Raw genomic sequence first — 25,495 nt, forward strand, 5'->3', positions numbered from 1 at the left:
TTGTTCAATCACCTGTTAAAGGTACAAGAGTGTTGACAATTTGTCAATCAATGAGGTAGAAATGAAAGAGAAAGAAGGGATGGAAGTGCAGCATTGGAATTTTCAAGCGGCAGTTTTGATTCTATGTGTCGTTTCAGGACTTGTCGATGTATTGGGATATATCGGATTAGCCCATGTGTTTACTGCGAATATGACAGGGAATATCGTTCTCCTTGGAATTGGTTTGGGAGATGCCAGGCAGGTCGTAATAAGCAATGCATTATTTGCTTTACTTGGATTTGTCATAGGAATCTTAGCAACTAAAATAGTTGGAAAAGAAAAAGGAGAGCCAAGAAGAATCGTGTTTGCCGAGTTTGTATGGCTGACAATCATTGCATTGTGCGTACTCTTCGTACCGGCTTCCTCTATCTGGTCTATTGTGTTATTGGTGTCATTAAGTGCAGCTATGGGGATGCAGACCATTGCTGGCAGGAATATGAAGGTCGCTGGGGTTTCCTCCACGGTGCTGACTAGCACACTGGCTGCCTTTGTTGAAGGAATCGCAGACTGGGTTACTCGTAGGTCACAATCCATGATTGATTCTTATCTTAGAGGAGCAGCAATTCTCCTCTATCTGCTTGGTGCCGCACTCGGCAGCTTTAGTGAACGAATGATTGGTCTTCACAGTTTATGGGTTGCAGTCATTTTGTTATTTGCCGCGTTTTTATTACAGAAGGAAAAATCCATTGCGTGACTAATAGAAAAAAGCGATCCGTTGTGGATCGCTTTATTTGCTGATGCTATCATGTATGGTTTGAATCTCTTCATCAGGGATGAGCAGATAGTAGATACCATCAATGGTTGTACCTTGTCCTTTCATCTCATGCTCTTGGACAGACTGCCGGACATTTCGGTAATCTGTAAACAAGTGCTGCATGGAAGAAAGATTAAGATTCGTCTGTACATTATTGCCCATTACTTTAAGTAGATCGTCAATCTTGTTAACCGATTTAATGCTTGCTCCTTTATTGATCACAGCTTCGATCACTTGGCGCTGACGGGCGTTCCTCCCGAAATCACCTTCCGGATCCAAATGTCTCATCCTTGCATAACCAAGAGCCTGAGGACCATCCAGCGTGATTTCGCCTTTTTTATAATGATAGTCCTTCTTATAAAATCCTTCATCATACCAGTCTAATTCATTCTGTACAGTTATTCCGCCAACAGCATCGACCAGATCGGATAATCCTTCCATATTTATCTCTACGAAATAATCAATATCCGTATCAAAAAGGTTTTCAACCGTATTAATGGACATATCCACTCCGCCAAATGCGTAGGCATGATTGATCTTATCCACTGTACCGTGACCGACAATTTCTGTACGCGTATCCCGTGGGATACTGATTAAATCCATTGATTCCGAAGCAGGATCCAAGGACATCATCAAAAGCGCATCAGAGCGTCCTGCATCACCATCACGTTCATCAACACCAAGCAGCAGGATATTGATGCGCTCTTTGTTCTTCACTTTTTCCGATGTTACGCCATCATCAATAGCTGCAGATTCCTTCTGTATACCGTCCACCGTCTGCTTTACATCTTTTGCAGTAAGGAAAAGGAAGGAACCAGCCCCAATTAGGAGCACAAGGAGGATGAGTAGGATATACCTGCCTATTCGTCGCTTCTTCTTACGTCTTGTATGCCGTTGTTTTTCCATTTGCGTATCCCCCTAACCATTAAAAGGTACGCTGTTGTTGACATTTTGTCAACAACATACATAATTATCAGCACATGAGGGATACTAACTGTATCGTAACAATTATCGGACTTTACTTCCCAGCAACAGACCTGCCCGATGAGTTTTTGAAGGGAGGAATGTCTGCCATGAAGGATTCCCCAACCAATCCAAAACAGCCAAAAGATAATCTGGCTCTTCTGCTCGCACTCTTCACTGTCATCCCTACAGCTTGCAATCAACTACTGGATGCTGCACATAAATTTATCAAACTATTCTTCTAAGGCGAAACCGCAGGGCTGCGTGCTCTGCGGTTTTTTCCATGCATCTTTCATCTATACAAAAATTTACAAATATTACTTTATTATTGATACACTTAGGAAAAGGGGTGGTTTTGTGAAAGTCATCTTACTATTTGGACCGCAGGCTGTCGGAAAAATGACAGTCGGGCAAGAGCTTGAGAAACGGATGGGATATCGATTGCTGCACAATCATATGACAATCGATTTGCTAGTACCTTTTTTCGGATTTAGTGAGGAAATGTGGCGTCTATCCACGCTTTTTAGAGAAGAAATATTCCAATCGGTAGCTAAGACAAATCTTCCGGGTTTCATATTCACTTTTGTTTGGGATTTTTCAAGTCAGGAAGATTGGGAAACGGTTGATAGAATGTGTGCAATCTTTAAACAGCAGCGTATAACAGTCTATTTCGTCGAATTGCAAGCAGATGTCGGTATCAGATTGAAACGCAACGTAACCGAGAACCGTTTGGAGCATAAGCCGACAAAAAGGAATATTGCCTTTTCGGAAGCGGATCTTCTCCGCACGATGGAAACAAGCCGCCTTCAATCAAGAGAGGGAGAAATCAAGGAAACAAATTATGTACGGCTTCAAACCGATGATCTTTCGGCTACTGAGACAGCAGAGGTGATCATTCAGCATTTTGGTTTAGAGGATATGCAATGAACATCGGGCATAAATTTGGGGCAGGCTTTTTACTTGTTAGTATGTTTTCTTTATGTGTCGGTTTAAACGGCTTTTTACAGATGGATCAGGACATAGGTATTGGAGGAGCACTTATCTTCGCTATGTATATGAGTCCTTTTATTTTTATTTATGGCATCTGCATTTCCTGGCTGATCAGCAGGAAAGTAAAACCAGTTAATCCGGGGAAGATAGGACTTTATATGGCACTGCATGGATTAGGGGGACTGCCGTTTGCAGTCTTGAGTCTTTCTTCTCAAAGTTCTGCTGCTTTTCTGTTTGCTGCTGGTCTAGGTGCATTTTTGGCGATACTGTTCGCTTTGATTGAACTCGGTCTATTATATATAACGAAAAAGGCGCGTATCGGATGGCTGGTGCTGTATGTGCCAATCCTAGCTTACTTGATGGTTTTCCTTATTGGTCAGGTGCAATCGGCACCACCTCCAATTGATGAGATAGGAGACATCGATCCAGGTTATTCTGCCAGAGAAGCAGTTATATTCGTTACACAGCGGCATGGTCAGGAAGAAAACGGAGGATTCCCTGCGGAAACAGGAAAAGTAGAAAGGTGGGAGCTATTCGGAGAGCGTTTCACGAGAGAAACGGTTATTGAAAACGTTCCGGGGGAAAAGGAAACATATTATGTAACATTGATGGAAAAGAACTTGGATCGGCAGGAAGTCTATAAGACGACCTATCTAACTAGGGAGAATGAATTGATGCTTCATAATAGAGTGAGTGAATAACAGAAGGAGGGATAGAATGGATAGCAAGGCAATCATTCTTTTTGATGGTGTTTGCAACTTATGTAATAGCAGTGTCCAATTTATCATCAAACATGACAAAGCTGCTTACTTCAATTTCGCCTCCCTCCAAAGCGATCTTGGCGGACAGCTGAAAGAGACTAAGCAAATTCCGGATAACGCAGACAGCATCATACTTATGGAAAATGGCAAGGTGTATATGCAATCCAGTGCGATTTTGCGTATCGCTCGAAATCTGGATGGTGTATGGAAATTGGCTGCTGCAGCTCTTATCATTCCGCGGCCAATTCGAGATATGGTTTACCGATATGTGGCTAAAAATCGTTACCGCTGGTTCGGCAAACAAGATCAATGCATGCTGCCATCACCCGAATTAAAAGAGCGATTTTTGTGAGAATAAAGATATTGTGAAGATTGAGCAGGGCTCCTATACAAATTGCCTAATGAACGGTATCATACTAGCAGTAGCCAAGAACGGCAAATTTTGCATAGAAAAGAGTCAGCTAATGAGAATAACGATTCTGGCCGCAATCGTACTGTGCTTGATTGGCGCGGGCATCTATTCGATTGCGTCGAACAACAAGAAGGAAGTGGAAGCAGTGACAGCTCCCAAACAGCTATTCGTTGCTACTGATGGCAACGATGAGAATGAAGGAACGAAAGAAAAGCCCCTTCGTACGATACAGGCAGCTGTGGATCAAGCCACCGCAGGTACAACCGTTTATATTCGTGGAGGAACTTATACGGATGGATTTGAATCTGTCCATAGCGGAGCGGAAGAGGCACCAGTTATCATTCGGAATTTTGAAGATGAAGAAGTGGTCATCAGCGGAAAAGAAAAGGTAATGGAAGAAGATACAGCACTTGTGAATGTTGATGACAACGAATACATCACAATACAAGGACTAACCATTCAGGATTTGAATGTGGATTCTCCAGATTTTGCTGTGATGGGTATCCTCGTAACGGGCAATAGCTCTCATATTACTATCATTCAAAATCATATCCACCATATAGGGAACGATTCGGATGAAGGTAATGCCCACGGCATTGCAGTATATGGAACCGGCAAAATGGAACAAATACGGGTTATGGATAATATTGTAGAGGAATTAACCCTTGGTCTTAGTGAAGCAGTTGTGCTGAACGGTAATATCGATGGATTTGCTGTAACAGGCAATACCGTTCGCCATAACAATAATATCGGAATTGATCTGATTGGATATGAGGGTACATCGGAAGACCCTGATGCAGATTATGTACGGAACGGAACAGTCCAGGGCAATGTAGTTCATGATAACTCTTCTTATGGCAATCCGGCATATGGAGAAGATTACTCTGCAGGCGGCATTTATGTAGATGGTGCTAAGAATATCAAAATAAAAGCGAATACAGTTTTCCGAAATGATCTAGGTATTGAAGCAACTTCTGAGCATAAAGGACAGTACGCTGATAACATTGAAATTACTGAAAACGAAGTATATGAAAATAACTATACAGGCATTTCAATTGGAGGCTATGACGAGGAGCGAGGCGGAACTAAAAATTCGTCTATCACCTATAATGTGCTTTTCAGAAATGACACAAAAGACCTTTATGGCGGTCAGCTGCTTCTGCAGCATGATATTAGCGGCAATGAGATCTCATATAATGTGTTCACAGCGGGCAAGAATGGTCTATTTATCGCAAATGACTTCCAAACAAACAGCAATACTTCCATGACTAGAAATGTATACGATAAAGACAAAGAAAACAGCTGGGTGTGGAGACAGCAAGAATATAGCGATTTTGCCAGTTTTAAGGAAGCAACCGGACAAGAAGAGGATTCGGCTTATATAGAAGTGCATTACATGGACGCCTCCAGTAAGGATTTCACCCTGAAAGAAGGAACCACAGCACAAGCAGTCATAGACTGAAAAAACCTGCATGCTCAGCATGCAGGTTTTTTTGTATGAAGGTTGTGGGATGATAATAAATCTTCCTTTTACATAATAGGATTACAGCTGCGTAAATATTCTCTTATCTTTGTAGCATTTGTGTAAACGAATACAAATGTAGACGAGTATTTGCTATGCTTTATCTATTAAATTAAGGGAGGAATCTGCTCGTGAAAAGAGCGATGGATTGGAAGTTCTTCGTATTGGCTGTTTTGCTTATTCCTTTTACAGTCTTCGGTTATGCAGTACAAAGCCAAGCTGAAACTGCAGCTGACCCTGCACCGGAAATACAGCCAAAGGGGGAGGCGAACGGAAAAAAGGTCTTATTTGATAATACACATGGACAGACTGCTGGTGCGGCAGACTGGGTTATTGATGGTGCTTTTTCTGATTTTGGTGATGCCTTGGCTGAGGAAGGCTACTATGTGAAGGAATTACGAAAAACATCCGCTATCACGTATGAGGATATTAGTGCGTACGATGTTTTCGTCATTCCGGAACCGAACATCCCTTTCAAGACATCAGAGCAGGATGCGATGCTGCGCTACACGCAGGAGGGCGGCAGTATCTTCTTCATCGGAGATCATTATAATGCCGATCGCAACTACAACCGTTGGGACTCTGGAGAAATCTTTAATGGTTATCGCCGAGGAGCTTTTGAAGATCCAGCTAAAGGTATGTCGGCTGATGAAGCAAATTCTGATCGAATGCAAGGTGTAGAGAGCTCCGACTGGTTAGGAGATAATTTCGGCATCCGCTTCCGATTCAATGCTGTAGGAGATATTGAATCTGGACAGACTGTGGTCGATCCATCTGATTCCTTTGGGATTACAGAAGGTATTGAAGTCGTTGAATCACACGCGGGAGCTACATTGACAATTCTCGACCCGACGAAATCCAAAGGCTTAATTTATTTCCCGGAAAATATTCCAGCTTGGCCGAATGCTGTCGACCAGGGAGTTTACGCTGGCGGTGGAATTGATGAAGGTGCTTTTGCGGCAATATCCAAAGTCGAGCAAGGTAAAGCTGCATTCATTGGCGACTCATCGCCTGTAGAAGATGCTACACCTAAGTATCTTCGCGAGGACAGCGGCAGAACGAAACGTACGTATGATGGCTTTACAGGAGAAGGCAATAACGGGCAGTATCTGCTTAATGTTATGGAGTGGTTGAGTGAAAAGGAAAGCTATTCAAGCTTTGAGGAAACATCTATTTCTTTGAGTGAGGAGACTCCCCTGCTTGAAACAGCTACAATCAATGAAAATCCAGAGCAAACTACTGAAACACAAGCAGAACCATGGTCTAATCCGCCAGCCGGATATCGCTGGTATGATCCGAGCACGTTTGCTGCTGGTTCCTACGGATCTGATGAGGTAGCATCCAATCCAACATACGACGTTGTGACGCCTGCTACATTACCAACTCAGCAGGAATTCACCGTGCGAGTTGTGGTGGAAGATCTGGAGCCGGGTGAAACACTGACTGGTTTGCAGCTAGGTGCTTACTTACCGGGTGGACAGCAAATCGGGAAGTTCAATACGACCGGGTCTTGGCCGAGCAGCTATGGATATAGCAGCAGTTTTTCCGTCACTGCAGATGCGACAGGAAGAGCTGTAGCAGATGTACCTGCCCAATTGAATCCGTCGACTGCGGATGGTACTGCAAGCTTGCGACTTCGCAAGGATGGCAGCAATCTTCTGACTAAGTCTGTACGGGTCGGAAACGTTGAAACAGAACCCCTGCCGGAAGACGAGGTGGAGCTTCCGCAGCAGGTAGCTATTGAGGAAGCGCGCAACGTACAGGACGGAGAGGTCGTTACGATAGAGGGCGTTGTAACGTCAACTCCGGGCAGCTTTGGCGGGAAAGGTTTCTATGTACAAGACGACACTGCCGGTATTTATGTTTTTCAAGACAGTGACAGTTTTAAAGCAGGGGATCTTGTCCAAATCAGCGCTGTAAAAACTACCTATAACGGAGAAGTGGAAGTAATGGATATCATCAAGTCCGAAATTATTGGCCAAGCAGAGGTACCAGCACCTAAGTCCGTTTCTGTGGTTGATGACACGAACCAAGGGCAGCTTGTTAAACTTAGTGAAGTGACAATCCAGAATATCGAAGCGGTCGGCACATATGGGACGTTTGAGTTTGATGCAGAAGCAGCAGATGGAAACGTGACGCGTGTGCGAGTAGACAATCGAATTGGATTGAATCATGACGCCTTCACTTCACAGTTCCAAGAAGGAGAAAAAGTTGACATTACAGGTATTTCATCTATCTTCAATGATACGTATCAGCTAAAACCTGTTGCAACGGATAATATCGTCAAGTTAGCTCAAGCGGAAGAGCCGGTTCCATGTAAAACCGATAATGGAAAACATAAAGGTGCAGACAAAGGAAATGGGAAAGGCAAAGGTCACGATAAAAGCTGGAAATGTGCTGCATAAAAATATGGAGAAGCAGGGGAGTCATCCCTGCTTCCTTTTTCATTGCTCTTCATAACCTCCTGTTTTGGCTGTTTGTTAATCACAATCTAAGGCATGATAAAACCCTGAACGCCTCCTTCTGACTCTGAATCTGATTTTGTTTAAGTAACCGTTTATCGGGAATACATTTATTAAGCGTGGCTGCGCTTCGTTAAAGTAATGTGAAAGAGACGCATATCTGGAGGAGGAGACTATCATGACACAGAACAATAACAAAATGAGTAATGAAGAAGCGGGCAGAAAAGGCGGACAAGCAACATCCAATAACCATGATAAAGACTTCTATAGAGAGATTGGTACTAAAGGCGGTAATGCTAACGCAGACGCCCATGATAAGAAGCATTTTCAGGAGATCGGCTCTAAGGGCGGAAATTCCAATAAAAACAGCAGTAATTAAGAAAGCAGTGTGAACAAATGAAAAGACAAAAGTGATCGCTTCCGAAGTCATTGATTCGGGAGCGATTTTTTTATTGTTTATTGGGCTGTTTATTCCATGATAACCGGTACGCATCCAAGGGAACATACATAGAATGACTTGAGTCAAAAAGGAGGGATATCATGTCTGAAAGTTACGGCGGCGGAAAAGGATACGGCAGCGGCTTCGCGCTTCTAGTAGTACTTTTCATTTTGTTGATCATCATCGGTGCTTCTTACGTTGGAGGCGGCTACGGTTACTAATCAATAGGAAAAGAAACCGCGGTTATGTACCGCGGTTTCTTCTTCTTTTTTTCTTTTCATGATCCAAGGTTACCTCTGTCAGGGCAATGAAAGCTGTAACAACAATTTCCGTATACCATACTAAATGTACAGGTTCGTATAAGCCATTCACAATGGAGATTGCAATCCAATTCATTAAAAAGTTCAAAGAAAAAGCTATCATAAACTCATATAAGGTCTGTGTCTTATGCTTCTTAGTAAGAATATAATAGAGAGCTTTTGCAAATAACTCACCGAAAATACTTAGAACAAGATATACACCGACGAATACGGCCAAATGCTTGGGTGATTCATAAGCAACACCAAGGATGCTGAAGGCACCAAGAAAACCAAAATAGTAGAGGGCGGCTACAAAAGCGAGGGAAAATCCAACTAGTATGGTTAAGATTATTGTTACCGAAATCTTGGATTCTCTGTTTCTTTTACCTTTGCGCTGCCACATTGTCACTGCTATCACCTCATGCATTCTCTCTGACACTTCATACGAATAATCTATTTAAAAGTTTCATATAGATGATTAGTCAGAGTGAAGCAGGCTATACATGACCATATCCAGGAAGACACCATTCAATTTTTCATATCCACGTAGAATACCTTCTTCATGAAAGCCAGCTTTTTTGAGCAGACGACGCGAAGGTGCATTACCCGGCTCCACCTTTGCTTCTATTCGGTTCAACTTTAACGTATGGAAGCCTTCCTCGATTAAAGCTTGCAATGCTTGGCTCATATAACCCTTTCTCCAATATTCCTTTCCTATTTCATAGCCAATTTCTCCGCGTTGATTCTCGGCATCAATGTAGTTGAATCCGCAAGTACCAACGATTGTGTCATCTTCCAGAACAATTGTATAGCGACCAGCATGTTCCAGCTGCGTCAGGTATAAAATCATTTCTTCTGCCTGTTCTACAGACTGCATTGGGTTGATATTCATGAATGCAGTCACATCCGGATCGGACCAGAATTGAAATAAGGCAGGCGCATCGGAAACGGATATGGGACGCAGATGAATTTGTTTTTGTTTGGACAATCTATATGCTCCTCTCATTGTATGATTAAACAGAATTATGTATATTTAGTATATTATGATAGGCGGTGATACTCTTGTTATCTTTGTTTCTGACAAATGTGCTTTTAGGACTGTCTATCGCTCTCCCAGTTGGTACAGTTACGATTGAGATGACCAAACAAGGCTTAAAGAATGGTTTTGTACACGGCTGGATGGTGGGAATAGGCGGTATGACGGTTGACTTTCTGTTGATGGTCGCTCTTTTTCTTGGTCTTGCCCCGATTTTGGCAACCCCTGCAATTCAGACGGGCATGTGGCTGCTTGGTGCTCTCTTCTTGTTGTATATTGCCTATGACAGTATCAAAAATGCGGACAAGCAGATTATGATAAACGGTGAGAAATCGACAAAAAAACTGCTATCCTCTTACAAAAACGGACTGCTTGTAGCAATTTCACCTAGTAACCTCGTGTTTTGGATAAGCGTTTTTGGTACCTTTTTATCAAGCAGCTTTTCAGAAGGAAACGAGCTTTCCTTCATTGTCGCTGGACTCGGTATTCTGGCCGGTATCCAAGTGCATGATATCGGTCTGATGAGTATCGTCGCAGGTACAAGAAGGGTCGTAAACGAAACATTTGTCAAATGGGTCTCCATTGGAGCGGGATTAGTTCTAAGTTATTTTGCTGTCCTTTTCTTCACCCAATTTTTAAAAAGTATCCTCTGACAAAGGCTATTTGTAGTTTACCGCTTTTTTCCTGTAGAATATAGATATAATTTCCTGGAGGCGGTAGTTGTGGCAGAACCCTTGAAAGCAATATATACGGAGGATTTCCTGAAAGGTTTCGCTTTCAAGGTGAAACAAGCTCATCATGATTTTGATGAAAGAAAATTCGTTGATACAGTGATGGATGCTGAATGGGAAGAACTCGAATTAAAGGGTCGAATACGCCGGATCAGCATGGTACTCGGTTCCTTTCTTCCGGAGAATTATCCAGAAGCATTAGGGATTCTGCTGGCTATTCAGGACCAGTGTGAGGGGTTTCCTTATTTGTTTTTCCCCGATTTTGTCGAGGTTTTCGGGGTGGAACCAGAGCATGAAGAAATATCGCTGCAGGCATTGGAGCAATTCACTAAGCGTTCGACTGCAGAATTTGCCATCAGGCCGTTTCTTATCAGGGCCCCTGATCGGATTATGAAACGAATGGTGGAATGGGCGCAATCTGATGATCATCATGTGCGGCGTCTGGCAAGTGAAGGCTGTCGTCCGAGGCTGCCATGGGGGCAGGCAATTCGTCAGTTCAAAGAAGATCCAAGTCCTATATTTGAAGTGCTGGAATTATTGAAAGCAGACGCCTCTTTGTATGTACGGAAAAGTGTTGCCAATAATTTGAATGATATTGCCAAGGATAATCCAAACAAAGTTATTTTGACGGCGAAACGCTGGAGCGGTTTTTCATCAGAGACGGACTGGATCATCCGGCATGGCTGTCGTACACTGCTGCGAAGCGGGGAACCAGAGATAATGGCTTTATTCGGTTATGAGGAAGCGGCTGAAATGCTAGCTGACGCCAGAATAGTTACGGATCGTCATAGCGTAAACATCGGTGGGGCAGTGACGATGACATATTCTTTTAATGTGAAGAAGCAGGCTAAGCTGCGTATAGAGTATGCAATAGACTTCATAAAAAAGCGCGGGATTTCCCGAAAAAAATTTCTCCTGTCGGATCGGATATTTACGGCGGGAGAGAGTATCGCGAAAGAACGAGTCCACAATTGGAAAGACTTGACCACCAGGGTTCATTATCCGGGTATACACCGTATTGTACTGCTTGCCAATGGGGTGGAAGTAGCTCATACAGATCTGGAACTGATTAAGTAAAGGAGTGGGAAGATGAAACGCATTGCAGTATTCTGCGGCTCTAGCATTGGCGCTTCGCCAGTATACATCGCCGCGGCTAAAGAGTTAGGAAAGACACTGGCAGCCCAAGGTCTGACACTTGTATATGGTGGTGCGAGTGTAGGATTGATGGGGGCAGTAGCAAATGGAGCCATGCAAGCAGGCGGTCATGTGATCGGTGTGATGCCTGAATTCCTGGAGAAGCGGGAAATCGTCCATTCCCATGTATCGGAACTGATCGTCGTTTCTTCCATGCATGAACGAAAAGCGAAAATGGCAGAGTTAGCAGATGGCTTCATCGCACTTCCTGGAGGACCAGGTACGCTGGAAGAGTTTTTCGAGATCTTCACATGGGCACAACTTGGATTGCATAAAAAGCCACTCGGTATTTTGAATGTGGAAGGCTATTATGATAGGCTGGTAAGCCTATTTGACCATATGGCAGATGAGCTGTTTATGCATGAAAAGTACCGGTCGATGACACTAACAGATACTGAGCCTGAAAGTCTTCTGGAGAAGTTCCGTCAATATGAGGCACCGGAAGTAAAAGCCTATATCAGGCGACCAGAGCAGACGTGATAGCGTCTGCTCTTTTATTTACCGAAATCTTCCTCGGATTAAGCATAAGTCCATTGAGACGGCAGTTCCCATTAAGATATATATACCTCTCACTTCTTCTCCTTCGTGTGTCACAGCTACTTGGACATCGCGTTCCCAGTGCTTGCTGTCCAGTATATCGGGATATTTTTACAACTCAGCAAAAATTATCAAAAGCGCAATATATTTTTAAGTTAAGCTGTAACTAAGGAGGTGAGCAAGTGCAGGGGAATGAAACGACTGTACAAAGAGCTATTTCTTTTATCGAAAACAATTTACATGAACCTCTTACGGCCGACCGAGTTGCGCGTGAAGCCGGATTCTCCAAATTCCATTTTCATCGATTATTCCAGTCTTCCGTTGGATTGTCGTTCACAGATTATATCCGCCGAAGGAGGCTGGCTGGAGCGTCAGCTGCGCTGCTGCATACTGAATTAGGAATACTCGATATCGCGTTCATGTTTCACTTTGAATCCCAAGAGTCATTTACCAGGGCTTTCAAAAAGCATTACGGCCTTCCGCCAGGAAAATACAGACGTATGATGCGAGCTGCTCTGCATCAGAAGGAGGAAAAAATGGAGGATAAACAAGTACGAGGGTGGATACTAAGCGGTTCCGATCCTCACAATTATGAAATGGGGATTGACTATAAACATGTACATCAAGGGAAAGCATCAGGTTATCTGAAATCGAAAACGGTCATGGGAGCGGAGGAATTTGCCACGATGATGCAGCAATTCAAAGCAGCAAATTATATAAAAAAAAGGCTGCAGCTGACTTGCTTCATCAAGACAGAAGATGTACAAAGCTTTGCCAGCATGTGGATGCGAGTAGACAATACATCTGATGATATTGTCCAATTCGATAACATGAGCAACCGCCCAATCCTGGGAACGACAAATTGGACTCGGTATCGCATTGTGCTTGATGTACCGGAGAATAGTGCCGTCATTTCATTTGGAGTTATCTTATCCGGAAAAGGAAAGGTTTGGGCAGATGGGTTTCGTTTTGAGGAAGTGGATGAGTCTGTTCCGACTACGAATATAGATATGACATATACTCTGCAGGATGAGCCAGTCAATCTGGCATTTGAGGAGGAACTGAGTTGATATGCTTGAAATACTTTTAAATATCATTCAGCTTTTCGTTTTGTATTGGAGGCAAGGTGTGCCTGATGAGGTGCTTTTCATATGGATTCCTATTCCATTGTTACTCGTGATTTCAGAAATGTTTACACGCAAGGTTATTCATCGGCCGGTACAAGGAATAGCAGCTTACATGAGACTCCTGTGTAATTGTATTTTGTTGAGCGTAGCATGGCTGGCTTTATTTCCCGGCTTGCTGCACGTAGCAAGGCAGTATCATATTCAATCAAACGAATTGTCATTAGAGGTATCTGTTCAACTAGCCAGCGTATCACTTGGACTTGCTGCGTTCCTGCTTCCTTTGGCTGTCTTTTGGATTAGAATTGAGGGGCGAATTCTAAGATACTGCTATATTTTTATTTTCAGCATCCTTTATCATATGCTTCTGCAGTTGGGTGTAGACCTGTGGAAAGCGGAGATAGAGTTACCAATCTTAATAAGCATCGGAATAAGCCTGCTGTTCTTTGTGCTGACAGTAGTCATACCTAACTTGGATTACACAGATGAACAAGCAACGTACCGTCTAAAAGGGCAGCATACCTAATATGCTTGTCCTTTTTATGTTCTCTTCTAACCTATTGCCTATATTACCAGCTCACTCCTTATGGTAAAATATTCGAAAAAAGGGAAGTGTTGCGGTGTGTCAGATTTCCAGATTGGCAGTGTGTTTGTGCATGTTAAAGATGTGAATAAGACGGCAAATTGGTATGCAAATCTTTTAGGTAAGCCCCAACCGCAACCAACATCGGGACCGGTGCAGTTTATGGAAACAGCTGATGGAAGAGGACTTGTTATCGATGATAACCGGAATAATGCATCGGGTATCCGTCCTGCCTTCATGCTTGAGACGACAGATGTTGGACTCGCATATAAAAAGGTCAGAGAACAAGGGGGCAAGATTGTCCGGGAACTAGAGAAAGATGAAGCAGTCGCTTTCTTCAATTTCCAGGATCCTGATGGCAATATCGTCATGGTGTGTGAACGGCGTACATGATTATTTGGATTAATGGAGCATTCGGTGCTGGAAAGACACAAACTGCGATAGCTTTACGACATCGGCTGCCGAATGCATTCATCTATGACCCTGAAGAAGCAGGTTTTTACATAAGGAAGCTTATACCGAAATCGATGCAGAAACTGGATTTCCAGGAGCATGAGCTCTGGCGTTCCATCGTATATGAGCATCTGGCTTATATAGCTGCAAATACGGAAGATGTCATTATTGTTCCAATGACAATCACAGACCCGACTTACTACAAAGAGATCATTGGGAATTTGCGAATGGAAGGACACCAAACCTATCATCTCGTACTAACTGCTTCTGAGGATACCTTACTTTTACGCCTTGCCAAACGGGGCAACAAGCAGATTTCCTGGGCTGTTCAGCAGATACCACGGTGCGTACAAGGTCTCTCAAACCCAATTTTTGAAAATAAGCTGGTTACAGATAATATGTCGATAGCCGAGGTAGTCGAAGCAATCGGCAGACAAACAGGTCTTCATCTGCAAAAGGATCACCGTTCCTGGTGGAAGGCATATTGGCCACGATTAACCTCAAGGTGGAGATAGAGTTTGTGGCTGTCCTAAAAGATATGCGACTAACTATGAATATACGATAATGCCTCAAAAAAGGTGGTGCATAAAATGAGTATCGAAAACGTAAAAGATTATTTAGCGAATTACAATCGAAGCAAAGATATCATAGAGCTCGATTTATCTAGTGCCACTGTAGATCTAGCTGCTGCTGCACTCGAAGTGGAGCCTGCACGCATCGCGAAGACGTTAGCTTTCAGAGGCAGGGAAGATGGGGAATCTGTGCTGATTGTTGCTGCAGGTGATGCAAAAATCGATAATAAAAAGTTTAAAGAACTATTCGGGGTAAAGGCGCGGATGCTTTCTGCTGATGAAGCGTTAGAACAAACAGGACATGCTGTCGGAGGGGTTTGCCCGTTTGGATTGATAAATGATTTGCCTGTTTATATGGACATCTCGTTAAAACGTTTTACTACGGTTTTTCCGGCCTGTGGCAGCAGTAACTCGGCAATAGAGCTGACTTGTGAAGAACTTGCCGAATACGGCAAGGGAAAAGAATGGGTAGATGTTTGCAAGGGCTGGGCTGAAAATAGCTAACGAAAGTAATGGCTGTTGCTTACAAGGGGTTCCGCTTTGCTTCTATCTCTGACACTGCTAAACTTAGCATGTACCCTATACTTCACAAAAAGATAGGTTAGGAGAAAGAATTATGTCAGAAAATAATACAAAAAATGAGATATTTTCTTGGTTGCGAGCAATCGGGATTGCTGTCATTATTGCTTTTGGCTGCCGATATTTCCTGTTTACACCGTCAACGGTGCATGGAGAGTCAATGCTTCCGACATACCAGGATAGCGATCATGTCATTGTCAGCAAGGTTTCGAAAATAGAGCGAAATGATATTGTGGTATTCAACGCACCCGATGCGGATGCCCACTATATCAAGCGGGTTATCGGTCTGCCTGGGGATACAATTGAGGTTATAGATAATGTGCTGTATGTGAATGGTGAAGCGCAGGATCAATCTTATTTGCCGGATGATATGGTTACTGGTGATTTCAAACTGAAGGAATTGACCGGCGAGGAAAAGGTACCTGAAGGTAAAGTATTTGTCATGGGTGATAACCGTACAAATAGTAAAGACAGCCGTATGTTCGGTTTCATTTCAGAGGAAGAAGTAATCGGAGAAGTGAAGATGACCTTCTATCCATTTTCTGATTTCCACATAGGAAATTAATATGTGTCATGTACATGGAAAGACAGTAGATGCGGAGACAAGGTGCGTTCATTATCACTCTCCATTGGATGTCATAGCAATTAAGTTTGCTTGCTGTAATCAATTTTACCCTTGTCACCAATGCCATGAAGAAACTGCCGGTCATGAGGCCATAGTCTGGCCGAAAGATCAATTCGATGAGAAAGCAATACTATGCGGTGTGTGTAAAGCTACGCTCCGTATCGATCAGTATATGGATACAGACCATTGTCCGGCATGTGATGCAGCATTCAACCCTGGTTGTCAGCTGCATTATCATCTATATTTTGAGCGAATAGAAAGAGACTGTCGTTGACTGACAGTCTCTTTCGTTTGTTTTAAGATACAGACCGCTGCTGTGAGGTATCTCCTGTTTTGGAGAAGATAAATTTCAGCATGGACGGCGTTACAAGTGTTGTCACAATAACCATTATGATAATACTTGTGTAATATTCCGGATCAAGTAAACCGGAGCTTAAGCCAGTACCGGCAATGATCAAGGCAACTTCGCCTCTTGAAACCATACCAGTTCCGACTGCCAAGGAGGATCTTACATTGAAGCCTGTCAGCCTTGCGCCCAGCGCACCGCCTAGAAGCTTCGTCACAATAGCCATAATGCTGATAAGCACAATGAAAAGAAGCTGTGATCCAACTCCTTCGAAACTGATGTTCAAGCCTATGCTGACAAAGAAGACCGGAACAAACACACCGTAAGCGATTGGCTCTAATTTATGCTCAATGACTTCTTTATGCTTGGTTTGGGAAATGGCAATCCCAGCTGCAAATGCCCCGATAATGCCTGCGACACCCATGTACTCAGCAAAGTAGCTGAACACAAGTGCTAGGATGATGCCGCCTGATACGATTGCTTCACTTACTTGGAGACGGGCAAACAGTTTCATGACTAGCGGAATCAGCCAAATGCAAGCGACGATGATAACCCCGAAGAAGAGTACTTTCTTCCCGATCAAAGCACCAAGACTAACGGATTCCCCTGTGCCGAGCACACTCATCAGCACGGCAAGCAAGACGACAACGAGAATATCGTCAACAACAGCTGCTCCAAGGATTGTCGTACCTTCCCTTGAATTCAGCTTGTTCATTTCCTTCAATGCCTGGACAGAAATGCTGACGCTTGTTGCGCAGAAGAGTAGAGCCAAAAATAGCGCGTGTCCCTGACTCATCCCAAATGCAAGGGCAAGGCTGTAACCACCGATGAAGGGGAAAAGAACACCCAGAACAGCAACTGCAAAAGCGGATTTCCAGTTTTCTTTCAGCTGTTGCAGATCTGTTTCCAGTCCGGCAATGAACATGAGGACAAGTACTCCGATTTCGGAGAATTCATGGATGAAGGAAGTTTGCTGTATCCAGCCGAGTACGGCAGGACCAAGAATGACACCGGCAAGCAGCTCCCCCAAAACAGATGGCTGCCCAATTTTTAAGGCTAGCTGACCAGCAATTTTCGTAAACAACAAAATTAAAGCTAAGTGCAAAATGAATTCCATATCTTACTCCTTTGTAAAGTATTTATGCAATTCCGGCCACAAAAAAGGCATATCCGCCAGTTTTCACTGTGGATATGCCTAAAAGGACACAGAGGGGCCTGGGGTGGCAGGCTCCTCCGGAAAATGCATATGTAATTGATTTATAGTTACTCATTATAGAGTAGTTATTGAACCAAAACAACCATTTTTCAACTGTTTGTAGCTGGCAGAAAAGGGAAAACAGGTGACGTAACCTATGTAAAGGAGTGTCAGACGTGAAAAACACATTTGATTTTCATACAAAAAAAGGACTCTATCAGCATATTGAAGAGACACTTGCATTCTATTATCCTGCAGCAATAGATAGCACTTACGGAGGATATAACGAAGGCTATTATAAGGATGGAACACTCACAGAAGATACAACCAAACATATCGTCGGTCAGGCGCGTCACTTGTATAATTTCAGCGTCGGCTTCAAACTTACGGGACAAACAGAATACAAAGAGGCAGCAGAGCATGGTATAGCCTTTTTTCAGGAGAAACTAAGGGATAAAGAGTATGGCGGTTATTTTACAGCGATGCAGGATGGAAGTGTGACAGATGATAAGAAGCTGACATATGGACATGCATTTATCTTTCGGGCCGCGGTTGCTGCGGTGGAAGCAGATATAGAGGGAGCAGAGGAACTGCTTGCTGATGTGTATCAAGTGCTGGAAGAAAGGTTCTATGAACCAACCGTAAAACTGTATAAGGATGAAGCGTCACGAGATTGGTCCAGCTTTTTGGAATACCGCGGACAAAATTGCAATATGCACATATGTGAGTCAGCAATTACTGCATATGAAACAACGGGTCAGCAAAGATACCTGGATCAGGCTCTAAGTATTGCAGACCAAATAACTAATAAACTTGCTGCTCAAAGTAACGGCTTTATATGGGAAAACTACGATGAGGCTTGGATGAAGGATGAACAATTCAATCACGGCGAGACAAGAGATGAATTTCGCGCCTATGGATTCGTTGGAGGTCACCAATTTGAATGGAGCAAGCTCCTTGCTTGGCTGTATATCCACAAGCAGGACAGCTGGTTGCTTGAACGTGCAGAAGAGCTTTATCAAACTGGCTGGAATCATTACCATGATCAAGAAAAAGGCGGTATATTCTTTGTAATGAACCCAGAAAAAGAGTTGATCGATAAAGGGAAATCTTATTGGGTGTTAGCAGAAACGCTTGCGGCCTCAGCATTGCTGCATGGCCAGACAGGAAATGATGTATATAGCGAGCATTATGAGGAGCTGTTCCGATATGTACAGGAACATTTCATTGATCCAGTACATGGTGCTTGGTATCAATGGCTCACAGCTGATAATAAAGTGGAGGACGAGGTTAAAAGCCCTTCCCCGAAAACAGATTATCATCCGATTAGTGCAAGCTTCCTGATAGCGGCCTACCGTGGAGAGGATCTGTAGCGCTTTGCGCAGATCCTCTTTCTTATTGTTATAATGAAAAGGAAGGGAGCGGATTTGTATGTATGAAAGTGAAAGATTGCAGATCAAACCATTAGAGAAAAAGCATGCCAGTGAGCTTCTTGATTTGAACCTGCGCAACAGAGAACTTTTTGAGTCTATCTCACCGGTAGAACGCAGTGATTCGGACTATACACTGGAGAAATACAAAAAGAATATTGAAGCGGCAAAGAAGGATTGGCAGGATGATAAACGCTATGAATTCGGAATATTCCTGAAACAGGATAATGTTTTGATTGGCACTGCTTCTTTATTCTTTATTGAGCGGACTACAGCAGAAAAATGCATGATCGGTTATTCGCTGGATGAAGCACATAATGGAAAAGGCTATATGACAGAAGCTGTACAGCTAGTATTGGATTTTGCTTTCGGAGATGCAAAATTCCACAGGATTGAAGCCGGGGTAATGCCGCGAAATCTAGGGTCGGTTGCGGTACTGGAGAAATGCGGGTTCCAACGAGAAGGCTTGGAACGCGACCTGCTTCGTATTGATGGCAAGTTCGAGGATCATTATAAATATTCTATACTGGCAACTGATCCGCGCACAAACTAAAACCCAGGAGCTATGTCTGCTCCTGGGTTAATCATTTAATGCTGCTGGGATGGAACTGGGCGTGAATGCCGGCGTTCATTATTCTTCTTAGCAGCAGCTGGCTGCTGCGGACTGCGGACCGTTACCGCAAGGAAGAATGAAATGACACAAAGTACTGCAATAGCTACGAATGTCGGCTGGAATCCGCCAAGCAGTGACGCGATGAATGAGCCTCCTAAAGCCCCGATACCAAACCCCTGATAAATGACACCATAGTTTTTGCTTTGGTTTTTCAATCCAAAATAATCTGCGACGATAGTTGGGAAGACAGTAATGTTACCGCCGAAGAAGAAAGCAATTGCCGCCACACAGATGAAGAACAATGTTGTTGATACTTCTACCATGCTTAGTACTGCTACAGCTCCCGCTGTGACAAGAAGTCCTGCAGCAACCAAGTACAACCGTTCCACCTTATCGGACAGGGCACCTAGTACGACTCTGCCAGTCGTATTACAGATAGCAACGACAGCTACGGCGTTCGCTGCTGTTGCAGCAGAAAGACCCGCGAGTTCCATGCCGGCATCTTTAACGATCCCGATTAAATACAAGCCGCTCATGCAGGCTGTCAGGAAGATGATGAACAGAATATATGCTTGCTTCGTATGAAGCATTTCCTTGATACTGAAGTTCTTGGTTGCTGCCCCAGTAGTTGTTTCCTGTGGAAGGATAGCATCCTTAAGGAAGAAGGCTCCTCCGCTGATTAAGATAAGTGCTGCTATTCCCCAGATTAAGAATGTACCTTGTACACCAGCTGATGAAAGCAATGCTTGGTTAATATATTTGAAGACTAAGCTTCCTGTTCCGAATGCCCCTACTGATATACCAGATATGAGGCCTTTCTTTTCCGGGAACCATTTGATGACGTTCGATAGTGTAGTGATATAAGCAATACCGTTGGCAAAGCCGACAACAACGCCTGCTAATAGATAGATGAGCCATAGTGATGTAGCTAGAGAGCTTAATATCAGCCCGGCACCGAGCAGGATTCCGGCAAAGATGACTAGTTTCTTGATGCCGAGTTTATCCTGCAGCTTTCCGCCGAAAAGAGTGGCTACTGCCAGTGCAAAGCTCGTAATCGAGAAGGTGATAGCTACAGAAGATGTGCTCCACCCATATGCATCAGCCAATGGCTGGTTAAATAAACTCCACGTATAAATAGTACCTAGACCAATTTGGGTAATGATCGTACCAAGTACAATCAGCCAGCGATTCGTTCCTGTTTTCATGAGAAGTCCCTCATTTCATCTACGTTGTTTTGATAGTTTTATCATATCCGCAATAGATGTATCTGAAAGCGTTTTCTCATGAGTTGCTCTATTTGAGGAATGAATGGTCCTTAAAGGCGCATAATCTGTCTGAACTCTTTTGCTTTACTGCGGCTGACTGGAATCTGCTCATTAAGTCCTTTCATTTTCACAAGATACGTATTATGGAACCAAGGCAGAATCTCATGTATTTTTTCTGTATTTACGATATAAGAACGATGGCAGCGGAAGAACATATCTGTTGGAAGCTGCTGCTCGAAAGTAGTGATAGAACCAGGGTAAGTATATACCGCATCCTTTGTGTGCACAGTCGTCTGCTTCTCGTCGGCCTCGGCGAAGGCAATTTCCTTTAAATTGATTACATAGATCTTCTCGCCCTTCCAAACATTCAGCCGCGCTGGTGTCTCTGCTGATTCTATTCGCTCTGTATCTGCCGATGCTTTATGGGATTCTAGTTTCTTAAGCATGGCCGCAACACGTTCCTCGCTGTATGGCTTTAATATATAGTCGAATGCTTCAAGCTCAAATGCCTTAGCTGCATGTTCTTTATAGGCAGTTGTAAATACGATGGTCGGTTTATGCTTGAACTGAGCCAGGCTCCCCGCCAGCATCATGCCATCTAATGACGGCAGATTAATATCGAGGAACAATACATCTGTGGTGTGATCCTGAAAATATTTCAGTACATCCAATCCATCATCGAAGCAGTTTGTTACTTCAATAGAGCTATAAGTCTCAATCAAATACTGCAGCTCCTCTTGTGCCGGTAATTCATCTTCCGCAATGATTGCCCGTAATGGCATGTTCATTTCCCTTCCTTCACTGGTATATCAAAATATATCTCCGTACCGGGATCAAGCCGATTGATAGTCAGCCCTTTTCCATAGATCAAACGGACACGCTGATGCACGTTGGCTAGTCCGATATTTTTCACACTTGCTTCATCCTTATATAGTTTTTCAATAATCTCTGGGTCGATCCCAACTCCTGTGTCTCGTATACTGATGCGGATATCATTCTCCCGTGCTTTGACAGAGAGATAGACCGCACCTTGCCATTTTCGTTTGCGAACGCCATGATGGATAGCATTCTCTACCAAAGGCTGAAGCAGCAGACTAGGAACCTTTATCTGTACCGGATCAATCTCATACACAATCTGGAGCTTGTCACCGAAGCGGGATTTCTCGATTTCCACATAATCGCGCACCTGCTTCAGTTCCTCTTCTATAGCTATCATTTCATCATGAAGCTCCAGGTTATAGCGCAAGTAGCCAGATAGATTATGGATCAGCTCACGAGCCCGGTTCGGATCGCGTCTCGTTGTTGATGCGATCGCATTCAGCGAGTTAAAGAGGAAATGCGGATTGATCTTTGATTGCAGAGCCTTGAGCTCAGCCTTATTAGCTGTTTCTTTTATCTGCTCAATTCGGGAAATCTCCATCAGATTTGAAATGATCTGTGCCAACCCAATTCCAAGCGTCTGTAAAGAGTCTGTTATCCGGTTTTCCTTTTCATAATATATCTTTAAAGCACCTGTCACTTCGTCGCCTTCCTGGAAAGGAACGATGAGCAAACAGTGCATCTGCGGCAGATGATGATCATCCACTTCATTCCGGATGACAATTTCGCCGCTGTTGATTGCCTGCTTCGTCATTTCGCTTACAATCGACGTTGTATCCTGATAGCGCTCCGCTCCGAGTCCGTAATAGGCAACCACTGTTTTGGTATCCGTTATAGCCACAGCATCCGCATCAATCTCTTCTTTGATGATTTGGCAGATACGCTGCAAGGAAGCGGGTGTGATGGACCGGAAATACGGTAGTGTCTTGTTGGCAATATCCAATGCAAGCTTCGCCTGAGCGGCGGCGATTTGTTTCTTTTCTCCCTCGATATTATGGACGAGCAGGATGAGTAAACCGATGCTGATTTCCCCAATCATCATCGGAACTGCTATTTGTTCTACGATAGAGATACCTTGAGACCTTGGCTCCCCGAGTGCAATGATCAGCAGCATGGTCAATACCTGGCTCAGAATACCTGCACCGATACCGACATACCACCAACGATGCTTCTTGACTTTTTTATTGATAAAACCGGAGGCAAAACCTGCAGTCACACTAGTGATCAAGCAAGGTAAGGAAGTGATACCATCAATATCGATCAAATAACGGTGCAATCCTGATACGACCCCTGTAATGATGCCGACCCATGGTCCGAATAAAATACCGCCAGAAAAGATAGCCACTGTCCTTATATTAACGAGACTGCCTTCCACTTCAATTCCTGAATATGTCCCGAATATAGCAAAACTGCAAAAGACGACAGTCAGCACACTGAGTTCCCGGACCGAGTGATTTTCTTTTTGGAGTATTTCCTTAAACCCTTTAATTTTCGTCAGGAAAAAAAGGATAATCAGCAGCAAGGCAGCACGCTCGAATATCGATATGATCATTTCCAAGGTTGAATGCATAGTTGTAATCCCTTTCATCTGTATTACTACCAGTTTATCAGAAAATTAGACTGGAAGGGAATGGATGCTGTAATGATTAGGTTGTCAAATGATAGATTCATTTGATTAAACTGACAGAATGGAAATAATATGTCATATTGTATAATTAGGCTGGATTTATTAAAATGAAAGCGCTATAATTAATATAATGAAACACCGTTCCACAATGTGGAATGATATTAAAGACATCAGATTCTGATGTCTTTACTTCTGAATATAAATGTAAGGGGTTTCAACGGAAGCGGGAGCTACTGAAAAAAAGTAAGGAGATGATAGAAATGGAACTGCGATACGCGACGCACCCAGACCATGCAAAAACATTCACAACCGAGGAATTACGCAATCATTACTTAGTTGAGCAACTTTTTGTACCTGGAGAAATCAAGCTTGTATACAGCATGGAGGACCGGACGATCATCGGAGGTATTCAGCCAGCTGGCAGCTCAATCGCCTTGGAAGGCTATGACGAGATCAAAGCGGATTACTTCCTGGAACGACGGGAAGTCGGGATTTTCAATATCGGCGGAAATGGAAAAATATCAGTTGATGGAGAATCATACGAAATGGCGAACAAGGATTGCATTTATATCGGCAAAGGCAATCAGGAATTACTGTTTACCAGCAATGATGAAACAGATCCAGCTAAGTATTATTTGTTTTCTGCACCTGCACATACCACTTATCCGACCAAGCACGTGTCATTCCAAGATGTTCCGGGAGATGCGATGGGTGCTAAGGAAAGTGCGAATGAACGCGTGATCCGCCGCATTATTCATTTGGAAGGTATCCAAAGCTGTCAAATCGCGATGGGTATCACGATTCTGGAAAGCGGCAGTGTCTGGAATAGCATGCCGACACATACTCATAACCGCCGGATGGAAGCGTACCTGTATATCGATTTGGATGAAGATGCACGTATGTTCCATTTGATGGGGGAACCGCAAGAAACACGTCATCTTGTCATGAAAAATGAACAAGCAGTCATTTCTCCGCCTTGGTCCATCCATTGCGGAAGTGCAACAAGCAACTATGCATTCATTTGGGCAATGGCTGGAGAAAATAAGACGTACACCGACATGGATCAAGTGTCGATGGATGAGCTTCGCTAAAGGGGGATAAAGATGAGTTTAACGGACTTTTCCATGAGTTATTTCGATTTGACTGGCAAGGTTGCAATCGTGACAGGCGGCAGCAAGGGACTGGGTCAGGGCTATGCAGTCGCTCTGGCAAAGGCAGGGGCTGATGTCTTCGTCGTGACACACCGGGATGATTGGGAGGAAACGAAAGCATTGGTCGAAGAAGCTGGTGGCAGGGCACATTTTCATCAGGCTGATCTGACAGATAGAGAAAAAGTGAAGCAGGTTGTGACGAGTTGTGTGGAGGTCTTCGGAAAGGTTGATATTCTCGTAAACAACGCTGGTACAATCATCCGGACACCTTTGCTTGAGTACAAGGAAGAAGACTGGGATAAGGTCATGGACGTTAATCTGCATGCTGTCTATTTGTTAGGGCAGGAAGCGGCTAAGGTGATGGCAGAACAAGGCGGCGGGAAAATCATCAATGTCGCATCGATGCTGTCGTTCCAAGGCGGCAAATTCGTACCGTCCTATACGGCAAGCAAGCATGCTGTTGCAGGATTGACGAAAGCCTTTGCCAACGAGCTGGGCGCTTATAATATCCAAACGAATGCGATAGCACCGGGGTATGTGGCGACTGCCAATACTGCACCGATCCGTGCCGATGAAAAACGTAACGCAGAGATTTTGTCCCGGATTCCGAGCGGCCGCTGGGCAGATCCGTCTGATTTGATGGGTGTAGTTGTATTCCTGGCAAGTCGTGCATCTGACTATATGAATGGCCATGTTCTGGCTGTTGACGGAGGCTGGCTCGCAAGATAAGCAGGTTGGAAGAATTGCGTCGGAGTTGTTTGACGGGAAAGAGATATTGAGAGGACTGGGAAGGTGACCAAAGATCTGGAGAATCTTTGTGTGTGCCACCCTCTCATTCCAAAGATCTGGGCGATCACTATAAAAATAGCATATCACGTAAAGTGATTCAAACATCTCAATTTCTTTTGCTCGAT

Annotated in this window: 30 protein-coding genes; 23 read left to right on the forward strand and 7 right to left on the reverse strand. The window is 43.8% G+C overall.

Going from position 1 to position 25,495, the window contains the following annotated elements; translation table 11 throughout:
- The first annotated feature begins 40 nt into the window (after nt 1-40).
- Complete coding sequence (locus tag ACH6C1_RS00805; RefSeq protein WP_374073758.1) at nt 41-733, forward strand: YoaK family protein; 693 nt, start codon at nt 41-43, stop codon at nt 731-733.
- Nucleotides 734-766: 33 nt separating this feature from the next.
- Here ACH6C1_RS00805 and ACH6C1_RS00810 read toward each other — a convergent pair whose 3' ends face one another.
- The gene (locus ACH6C1_RS00810) at nt 767-1,699 is read right to left on the reverse strand and encodes an LCP family glycopolymer transferase (RefSeq protein WP_366248263.1); all 933 of its coding nucleotides are present in this window, start codon (nt 1,697-1,699) and stop codon (nt 767-769) included.
- A gap of 167 nt (nt 1,700-1,866) precedes the next feature.
- Between ACH6C1_RS00810 and ACH6C1_RS00815 the strand changes: the two genes are divergently transcribed.
- The 8 genes from ACH6C1_RS00815 (at nt 1,867) to ACH6C1_RS00850 (ending at nt 8,563) form a co-directional block, all read left to right on the forward strand.
- Nucleotides 1,867-2,001, forward strand: coding sequence for a hypothetical protein (locus tag ACH6C1_RS00815; protein WP_286160680.1), 135 nt, complete (start codon nt 1,867-1,869; stop codon nt 1,999-2,001).
- Between the two features lie 112 nt (nt 2,002-2,113).
- Nucleotides 2,114-2,683 carry a DEAD/DEAH box helicase family protein gene (locus ACH6C1_RS00820; RefSeq protein WP_374073762.1) on the forward strand — a complete coding sequence of 190 codons (570 nt, stop codon included), beginning with the start codon at nt 2,114-2,116 and terminating at the stop codon, nt 2,681-2,683.
- Complete coding sequence (locus ACH6C1_RS00825) at nt 2,680-3,447, forward strand: hypothetical protein (protein WP_374073764.1); 768 nt, start codon at nt 2,680-2,682, stop codon at nt 3,445-3,447. The genes ACH6C1_RS00820 and ACH6C1_RS00825 overlap by 4 nt, the downstream gene beginning before the upstream one ends.
- 16 nt (nt 3,448-3,463) lie before the next feature.
- Nucleotides 3,464-3,859, forward strand: a complete 396-nt coding sequence (locus ACH6C1_RS00830) for a thiol-disulfide oxidoreductase DCC family protein (protein WP_374073766.1) — start codon at nt 3,464-3,466, stop codon at nt 3,857-3,859.
- Nucleotides 3,860-3,971: 112 nt separating this feature from the next.
- Nucleotides 3,972-5,381, forward strand: coding sequence for a DUF1565 domain-containing protein (locus tag ACH6C1_RS00835; RefSeq protein ID WP_374073769.1), 1,410 nt, complete (start codon nt 3,972-3,974; stop codon nt 5,379-5,381).
- Nucleotides 5,382-5,584: 203 nt separating this feature from the next.
- A complete protein-coding gene (locus ACH6C1_RS00840; protein WP_483887687.1) occupies nt 5,585-7,846 on the forward strand; it encodes an endonuclease in 2,262 nt (753 codons plus the stop codon).
- A 235-nt stretch (nt 7,847-8,081) separates the two neighbouring features.
- Complete coding sequence (locus tag ACH6C1_RS00845; protein WP_095221865.1) at nt 8,082-8,282, forward strand: stress-induced protein, KGG, repeat-containing protein; 201 nt, start codon at nt 8,082-8,084, stop codon at nt 8,280-8,282.
- A gap of 161 nt (nt 8,283-8,443) precedes the next feature.
- Entirely contained in the window at nt 8,444-8,563 is a 120-nt protein-coding gene (locus ACH6C1_RS00850; RefSeq protein WP_084160736.1) for a YjcZ family sporulation protein, read from the forward strand.
- 22 nt (nt 8,564-8,585) lie between these two features.
- Here ACH6C1_RS00850 and ACH6C1_RS00855 read toward each other — a convergent pair whose 3' ends face one another.
- Nucleotides 8,586-9,044, reverse strand: coding sequence for a YrvL family regulatory protein (locus ACH6C1_RS00855; RefSeq protein WP_286160683.1), 459 nt, complete (start codon nt 9,042-9,044; stop codon nt 8,586-8,588).
- A gap of 75 nt (nt 9,045-9,119) precedes the next feature.
- Nucleotides 9,120-9,629 (reverse strand): GNAT family N-acetyltransferase, encoded by a 510-nt coding sequence (locus ACH6C1_RS00860; RefSeq protein ID WP_374073772.1) that lies wholly within the window; start codon nt 9,627-9,629, stop codon nt 9,120-9,122.
- A gap of 74 nt (nt 9,630-9,703) precedes the next feature.
- Here ACH6C1_RS00860 and ACH6C1_RS00865 point away from each other — a divergent pair, with 74 nt between their 5' ends.
- The 10 genes from ACH6C1_RS00865 to ACH6C1_RS00910 all read left to right on the forward strand — a co-directional run bounded on the left by ACH6C1_RS00865 (nt 9,704) and on the right by ACH6C1_RS00910 (nt 16,349).
- Nucleotides 9,704-10,330, forward strand: coding sequence for a LysE family translocator (locus ACH6C1_RS00865; protein ID WP_374073774.1), 627 nt, complete (start codon nt 9,704-9,706; stop codon nt 10,328-10,330).
- A gap of 69 nt (nt 10,331-10,399) precedes the next feature.
- Nucleotides 10,400-11,485: a DNA alkylation repair protein gene (locus ACH6C1_RS00870; RefSeq protein ID WP_374073776.1), complete on the forward strand. Its 1,086-nt coding sequence runs from the start codon at nt 10,400-10,402 to the stop codon at nt 11,483-11,485.
- A 12-nt stretch (nt 11,486-11,497) separates the two neighbouring features.
- On the forward strand, nt 11,498-12,082 hold the full coding sequence (locus ACH6C1_RS00875; protein ID WP_374073778.1) for an LOG family protein: 585 nt from the start codon (nt 11,498-11,500) through the stop codon (nt 12,080-12,082).
- Between the two features lie 239 nt (nt 12,083-12,321).
- On the forward strand, nt 12,322-13,209 hold the full coding sequence (locus ACH6C1_RS00880; protein ID WP_374073781.1) for a helix-turn-helix domain-containing protein: 888 nt from the start codon (nt 12,322-12,324) through the stop codon (nt 13,207-13,209).
- 1 nt (nt 13,210) lies between these two features.
- Complete coding sequence (locus ACH6C1_RS00885) at nt 13,211-13,789, forward strand: hypothetical protein (RefSeq protein WP_374073783.1); 579 nt, start codon at nt 13,211-13,213, stop codon at nt 13,787-13,789.
- A 96-nt stretch (nt 13,790-13,885) separates the two neighbouring features.
- Nucleotides 13,886-14,239 carry a VOC family protein gene (locus ACH6C1_RS00890; protein ID WP_374073785.1) on the forward strand — a complete coding sequence of 118 codons (354 nt, stop codon included), beginning with the start codon at nt 13,886-13,888 and terminating at the stop codon, nt 14,237-14,239.
- Nucleotides 14,236-14,814 carry an AAA family ATPase gene (locus ACH6C1_RS00895; protein WP_374073787.1) on the forward strand — a complete coding sequence of 193 codons (579 nt, stop codon included), beginning with the start codon at nt 14,236-14,238 and terminating at the stop codon, nt 14,812-14,814. Before ACH6C1_RS00890 ends, ACH6C1_RS00895 begins: the two co-directional genes overlap by 4 nt.
- A gap of 75 nt (nt 14,815-14,889) precedes the next feature.
- Nucleotides 14,890-15,375: a YbaK/EbsC family protein gene (locus tag ACH6C1_RS00900; RefSeq protein WP_374073790.1), complete on the forward strand. Its 486-nt coding sequence runs from the start codon at nt 14,890-14,892 to the stop codon at nt 15,373-15,375.
- 112 nt (nt 15,376-15,487) lie between these two features.
- Nucleotides 15,488-16,015 carry a signal peptidase I gene (gene lepB, locus ACH6C1_RS00905; RefSeq protein ID WP_374073792.1) on the forward strand — a complete coding sequence of 176 codons (528 nt, stop codon included), beginning with the start codon at nt 15,488-15,490 and terminating at the stop codon, nt 16,013-16,015.
- Between the two features lies 1 nt (nt 16,016).
- Nucleotides 16,017-16,349 carry a CHY zinc finger protein gene (locus tag ACH6C1_RS00910; RefSeq protein ID WP_374073794.1) on the forward strand — a complete coding sequence of 111 codons (333 nt, stop codon included), beginning with the start codon at nt 16,017-16,019 and terminating at the stop codon, nt 16,347-16,349.
- A 22-nt stretch (nt 16,350-16,371) separates the two neighbouring features.
- On the opposite strand, the gene ACH6C1_RS00915 is transcribed toward ACH6C1_RS00910, so the two are convergent.
- Nucleotides 16,372-17,538 carry a cation:proton antiporter gene (locus ACH6C1_RS00915; RefSeq protein ID WP_374073796.1) on the reverse strand — a complete coding sequence of 389 codons (1,167 nt, stop codon included), beginning with the start codon at nt 17,536-17,538 and terminating at the stop codon, nt 16,372-16,374.
- Between the two features lie 254 nt (nt 17,539-17,792).
- Here ACH6C1_RS00915 and ACH6C1_RS00920 point away from each other — a divergent pair, with 254 nt between their 5' ends.
- Nucleotides 17,793-18,989: an AGE family epimerase/isomerase gene (locus tag ACH6C1_RS00920; protein WP_374073798.1), complete on the forward strand. Its 1,197-nt coding sequence runs from the start codon at nt 17,793-17,795 to the stop codon at nt 18,987-18,989.
- Between the two features lie 58 nt (nt 18,990-19,047).
- Nucleotides 19,048-19,599: a GNAT family N-acetyltransferase gene (locus tag ACH6C1_RS00925; RefSeq protein ID WP_374073801.1), complete on the forward strand. Its 552-nt coding sequence runs from the start codon at nt 19,048-19,050 to the stop codon at nt 19,597-19,599.
- Nucleotides 19,600-19,634: 35 nt separating this feature from the next.
- Here ACH6C1_RS00925 and ACH6C1_RS00930 read toward each other — a convergent pair whose 3' ends face one another.
- The 3 genes from ACH6C1_RS00930 to ACH6C1_RS00940 all read right to left on the reverse strand — a co-directional run bounded on the left by ACH6C1_RS00930 (nt 19,635) and on the right by ACH6C1_RS00940 (nt 23,373).
- Entirely contained in the window at nt 19,635-20,864 is a 1,230-nt protein-coding gene (locus tag ACH6C1_RS00930; RefSeq protein WP_374073803.1) for an L-lactate MFS transporter, read from the reverse strand.
- Nucleotides 20,865-20,974: 110 nt separating this feature from the next.
- Nucleotides 20,975-21,712, reverse strand: coding sequence for a LytR/AlgR family response regulator transcription factor (locus ACH6C1_RS00935; RefSeq protein WP_374073805.1), 738 nt, complete (start codon nt 21,710-21,712; stop codon nt 20,975-20,977).
- Complete coding sequence (locus ACH6C1_RS00940) at nt 21,709-23,373, reverse strand: LytS/YhcK type 5TM receptor domain-containing protein (protein WP_374073807.1); 1,665 nt, start codon at nt 23,371-23,373, stop codon at nt 21,709-21,711. The genes ACH6C1_RS00935 and ACH6C1_RS00940 overlap by 4 nt, the downstream gene beginning before the upstream one ends.
- A gap of 317 nt (nt 23,374-23,690) precedes the next feature.
- Between ACH6C1_RS00940 and kduI the strand changes: the two genes are divergently transcribed.
- The gene (gene kduI / locus ACH6C1_RS00945; protein ID WP_374073809.1) at nt 23,691-24,521 is read left to right on the forward strand and encodes a 5-dehydro-4-deoxy-D-glucuronate isomerase; all 831 of its coding nucleotides are present in this window, start codon (nt 23,691-23,693) and stop codon (nt 24,519-24,521) included.
- A gap of 12 nt (nt 24,522-24,533) precedes the next feature.
- Nucleotides 24,534-25,310: a 2-dehydro-3-deoxy-D-gluconate 5-dehydrogenase KduD gene (gene kduD / locus ACH6C1_RS00950; RefSeq protein WP_374073812.1), complete on the forward strand. Its 777-nt coding sequence runs from the start codon at nt 24,534-24,536 to the stop codon at nt 25,308-25,310.
- Nucleotides 25,311-25,495: the final 185 nt, after the last annotated feature.

This window comes from Terribacillus sp. JSM ZJ617 (genome assembly GCF_044383785.1).
Lineage (GTDB): Bacteria > Bacillota > Bacilli > Bacillales > Amphibacillaceae > Terribacillus.

Excerpts from the sequence above, each read along its gene's own strand:
- ACH6C1_RS00810 (WP_366248263.1), bottom strand. The coding sequence starts at position 1,699 with ATGGAAAAACAACGGCATACAAGACGTAAGAAGAAGCGACGAATAGGC.
- ACH6C1_RS00815 (WP_286160680.1), top strand. The coding sequence starts at position 1,867 with ATGAAGGATTCCCCAACCAATCCAAAACAGCCAAAAGATAATCTGGCT.
- ACH6C1_RS00825 (WP_374073764.1), top strand. The coding sequence starts at position 2,680 with ATGAACATCGGGCATAAATTTGGGGCAGGCTTTTTACTTGTTAGTATG.
- ACH6C1_RS00830 (WP_374073766.1), top strand. The coding sequence starts at position 3,464 with ATGGATAGCAAGGCAATCATTCTTTTTGATGGTGTTTGCAACTTATGT.
- ACH6C1_RS00835 (WP_374073769.1), top strand. The coding sequence starts at position 3,972 with ATGAGAATAACGATTCTGGCCGCAATCGTACTGTGCTTGATTGGCGCG.
- ACH6C1_RS00840 (WP_483887687.1), top strand. The coding sequence starts at position 5,585 with ATGGATTGGAAGTTCTTCGTATTGGCTGTTTTGCTTATTCCTTTTACA.
- ACH6C1_RS00845 (WP_095221865.1), top strand. The coding sequence starts at position 8,082 with ATGACACAGAACAATAACAAAATGAGTAATGAAGAAGCGGGCAGAAAA.
- ACH6C1_RS00850 (WP_084160736.1), top strand. The coding sequence starts at position 8,444 with ATGTCTGAAAGTTACGGCGGCGGAAAAGGATACGGCAGCGGCTTCGCG.
- ACH6C1_RS00855 (WP_286160683.1), bottom strand. The coding sequence starts at position 9,044 with ATGTGGCAGCGCAAAGGTAAAAGAAACAGAGAATCCAAGATTTCGGTA.
- ACH6C1_RS00875 (WP_374073778.1), top strand. The coding sequence starts at position 11,498 with ATGAAACGCATTGCAGTATTCTGCGGCTCTAGCATTGGCGCTTCGCCA.
- ACH6C1_RS00885 (WP_374073783.1), top strand. The coding sequence starts at position 13,211 with ATGCTTGAAATACTTTTAAATATCATTCAGCTTTTCGTTTTGTATTGG.
- ACH6C1_RS00895 (WP_374073787.1), top strand. The coding sequence starts at position 14,236 with ATGATTATTTGGATTAATGGAGCATTCGGTGCTGGAAAGACACAAACT.
- ACH6C1_RS00900 (WP_374073790.1), top strand. The coding sequence starts at position 14,890 with ATGAGTATCGAAAACGTAAAAGATTATTTAGCGAATTACAATCGAAGC.
- lepB (WP_374073792.1), top strand. The coding sequence starts at position 15,488 with ATGTCAGAAAATAATACAAAAAATGAGATATTTTCTTGGTTGCGAGCA.
- ACH6C1_RS00910 (WP_374073794.1), top strand. The coding sequence starts at position 16,017 with ATGTGTCATGTACATGGAAAGACAGTAGATGCGGAGACAAGGTGCGTT.
- ACH6C1_RS00915 (WP_374073796.1), bottom strand. The coding sequence starts at position 17,538 with ATGGAATTCATTTTGCACTTAGCTTTAATTTTGTTGTTTACGAAAATT.
- ACH6C1_RS00925 (WP_374073801.1), top strand. The coding sequence starts at position 19,048 with ATGTATGAAAGTGAAAGATTGCAGATCAAACCATTAGAGAAAAAGCAT.
- ACH6C1_RS00930 (WP_374073803.1), bottom strand. The coding sequence starts at position 20,864 with ATGAAAACAGGAACGAATCGCTGGCTGATTGTACTTGGTACGATCATT.
- ACH6C1_RS00935 (WP_374073805.1), bottom strand. The coding sequence starts at position 21,712 with ATGAACATGCCATTACGGGCAATCATTGCGGAAGATGAATTACCGGCA.
- ACH6C1_RS00940 (WP_374073807.1), bottom strand. The coding sequence starts at position 23,373 with ATGCATTCAACCTTGGAAATGATCATATCGATATTCGAGCGTGCTGCC.
- kduI (WP_374073809.1), top strand. The coding sequence starts at position 23,691 with ATGGAACTGCGATACGCGACGCACCCAGACCATGCAAAAACATTCACA.
- kduD (WP_374073812.1), top strand. The coding sequence starts at position 24,534 with ATGAGTTTAACGGACTTTTCCATGAGTTATTTCGATTTGACTGGCAAG.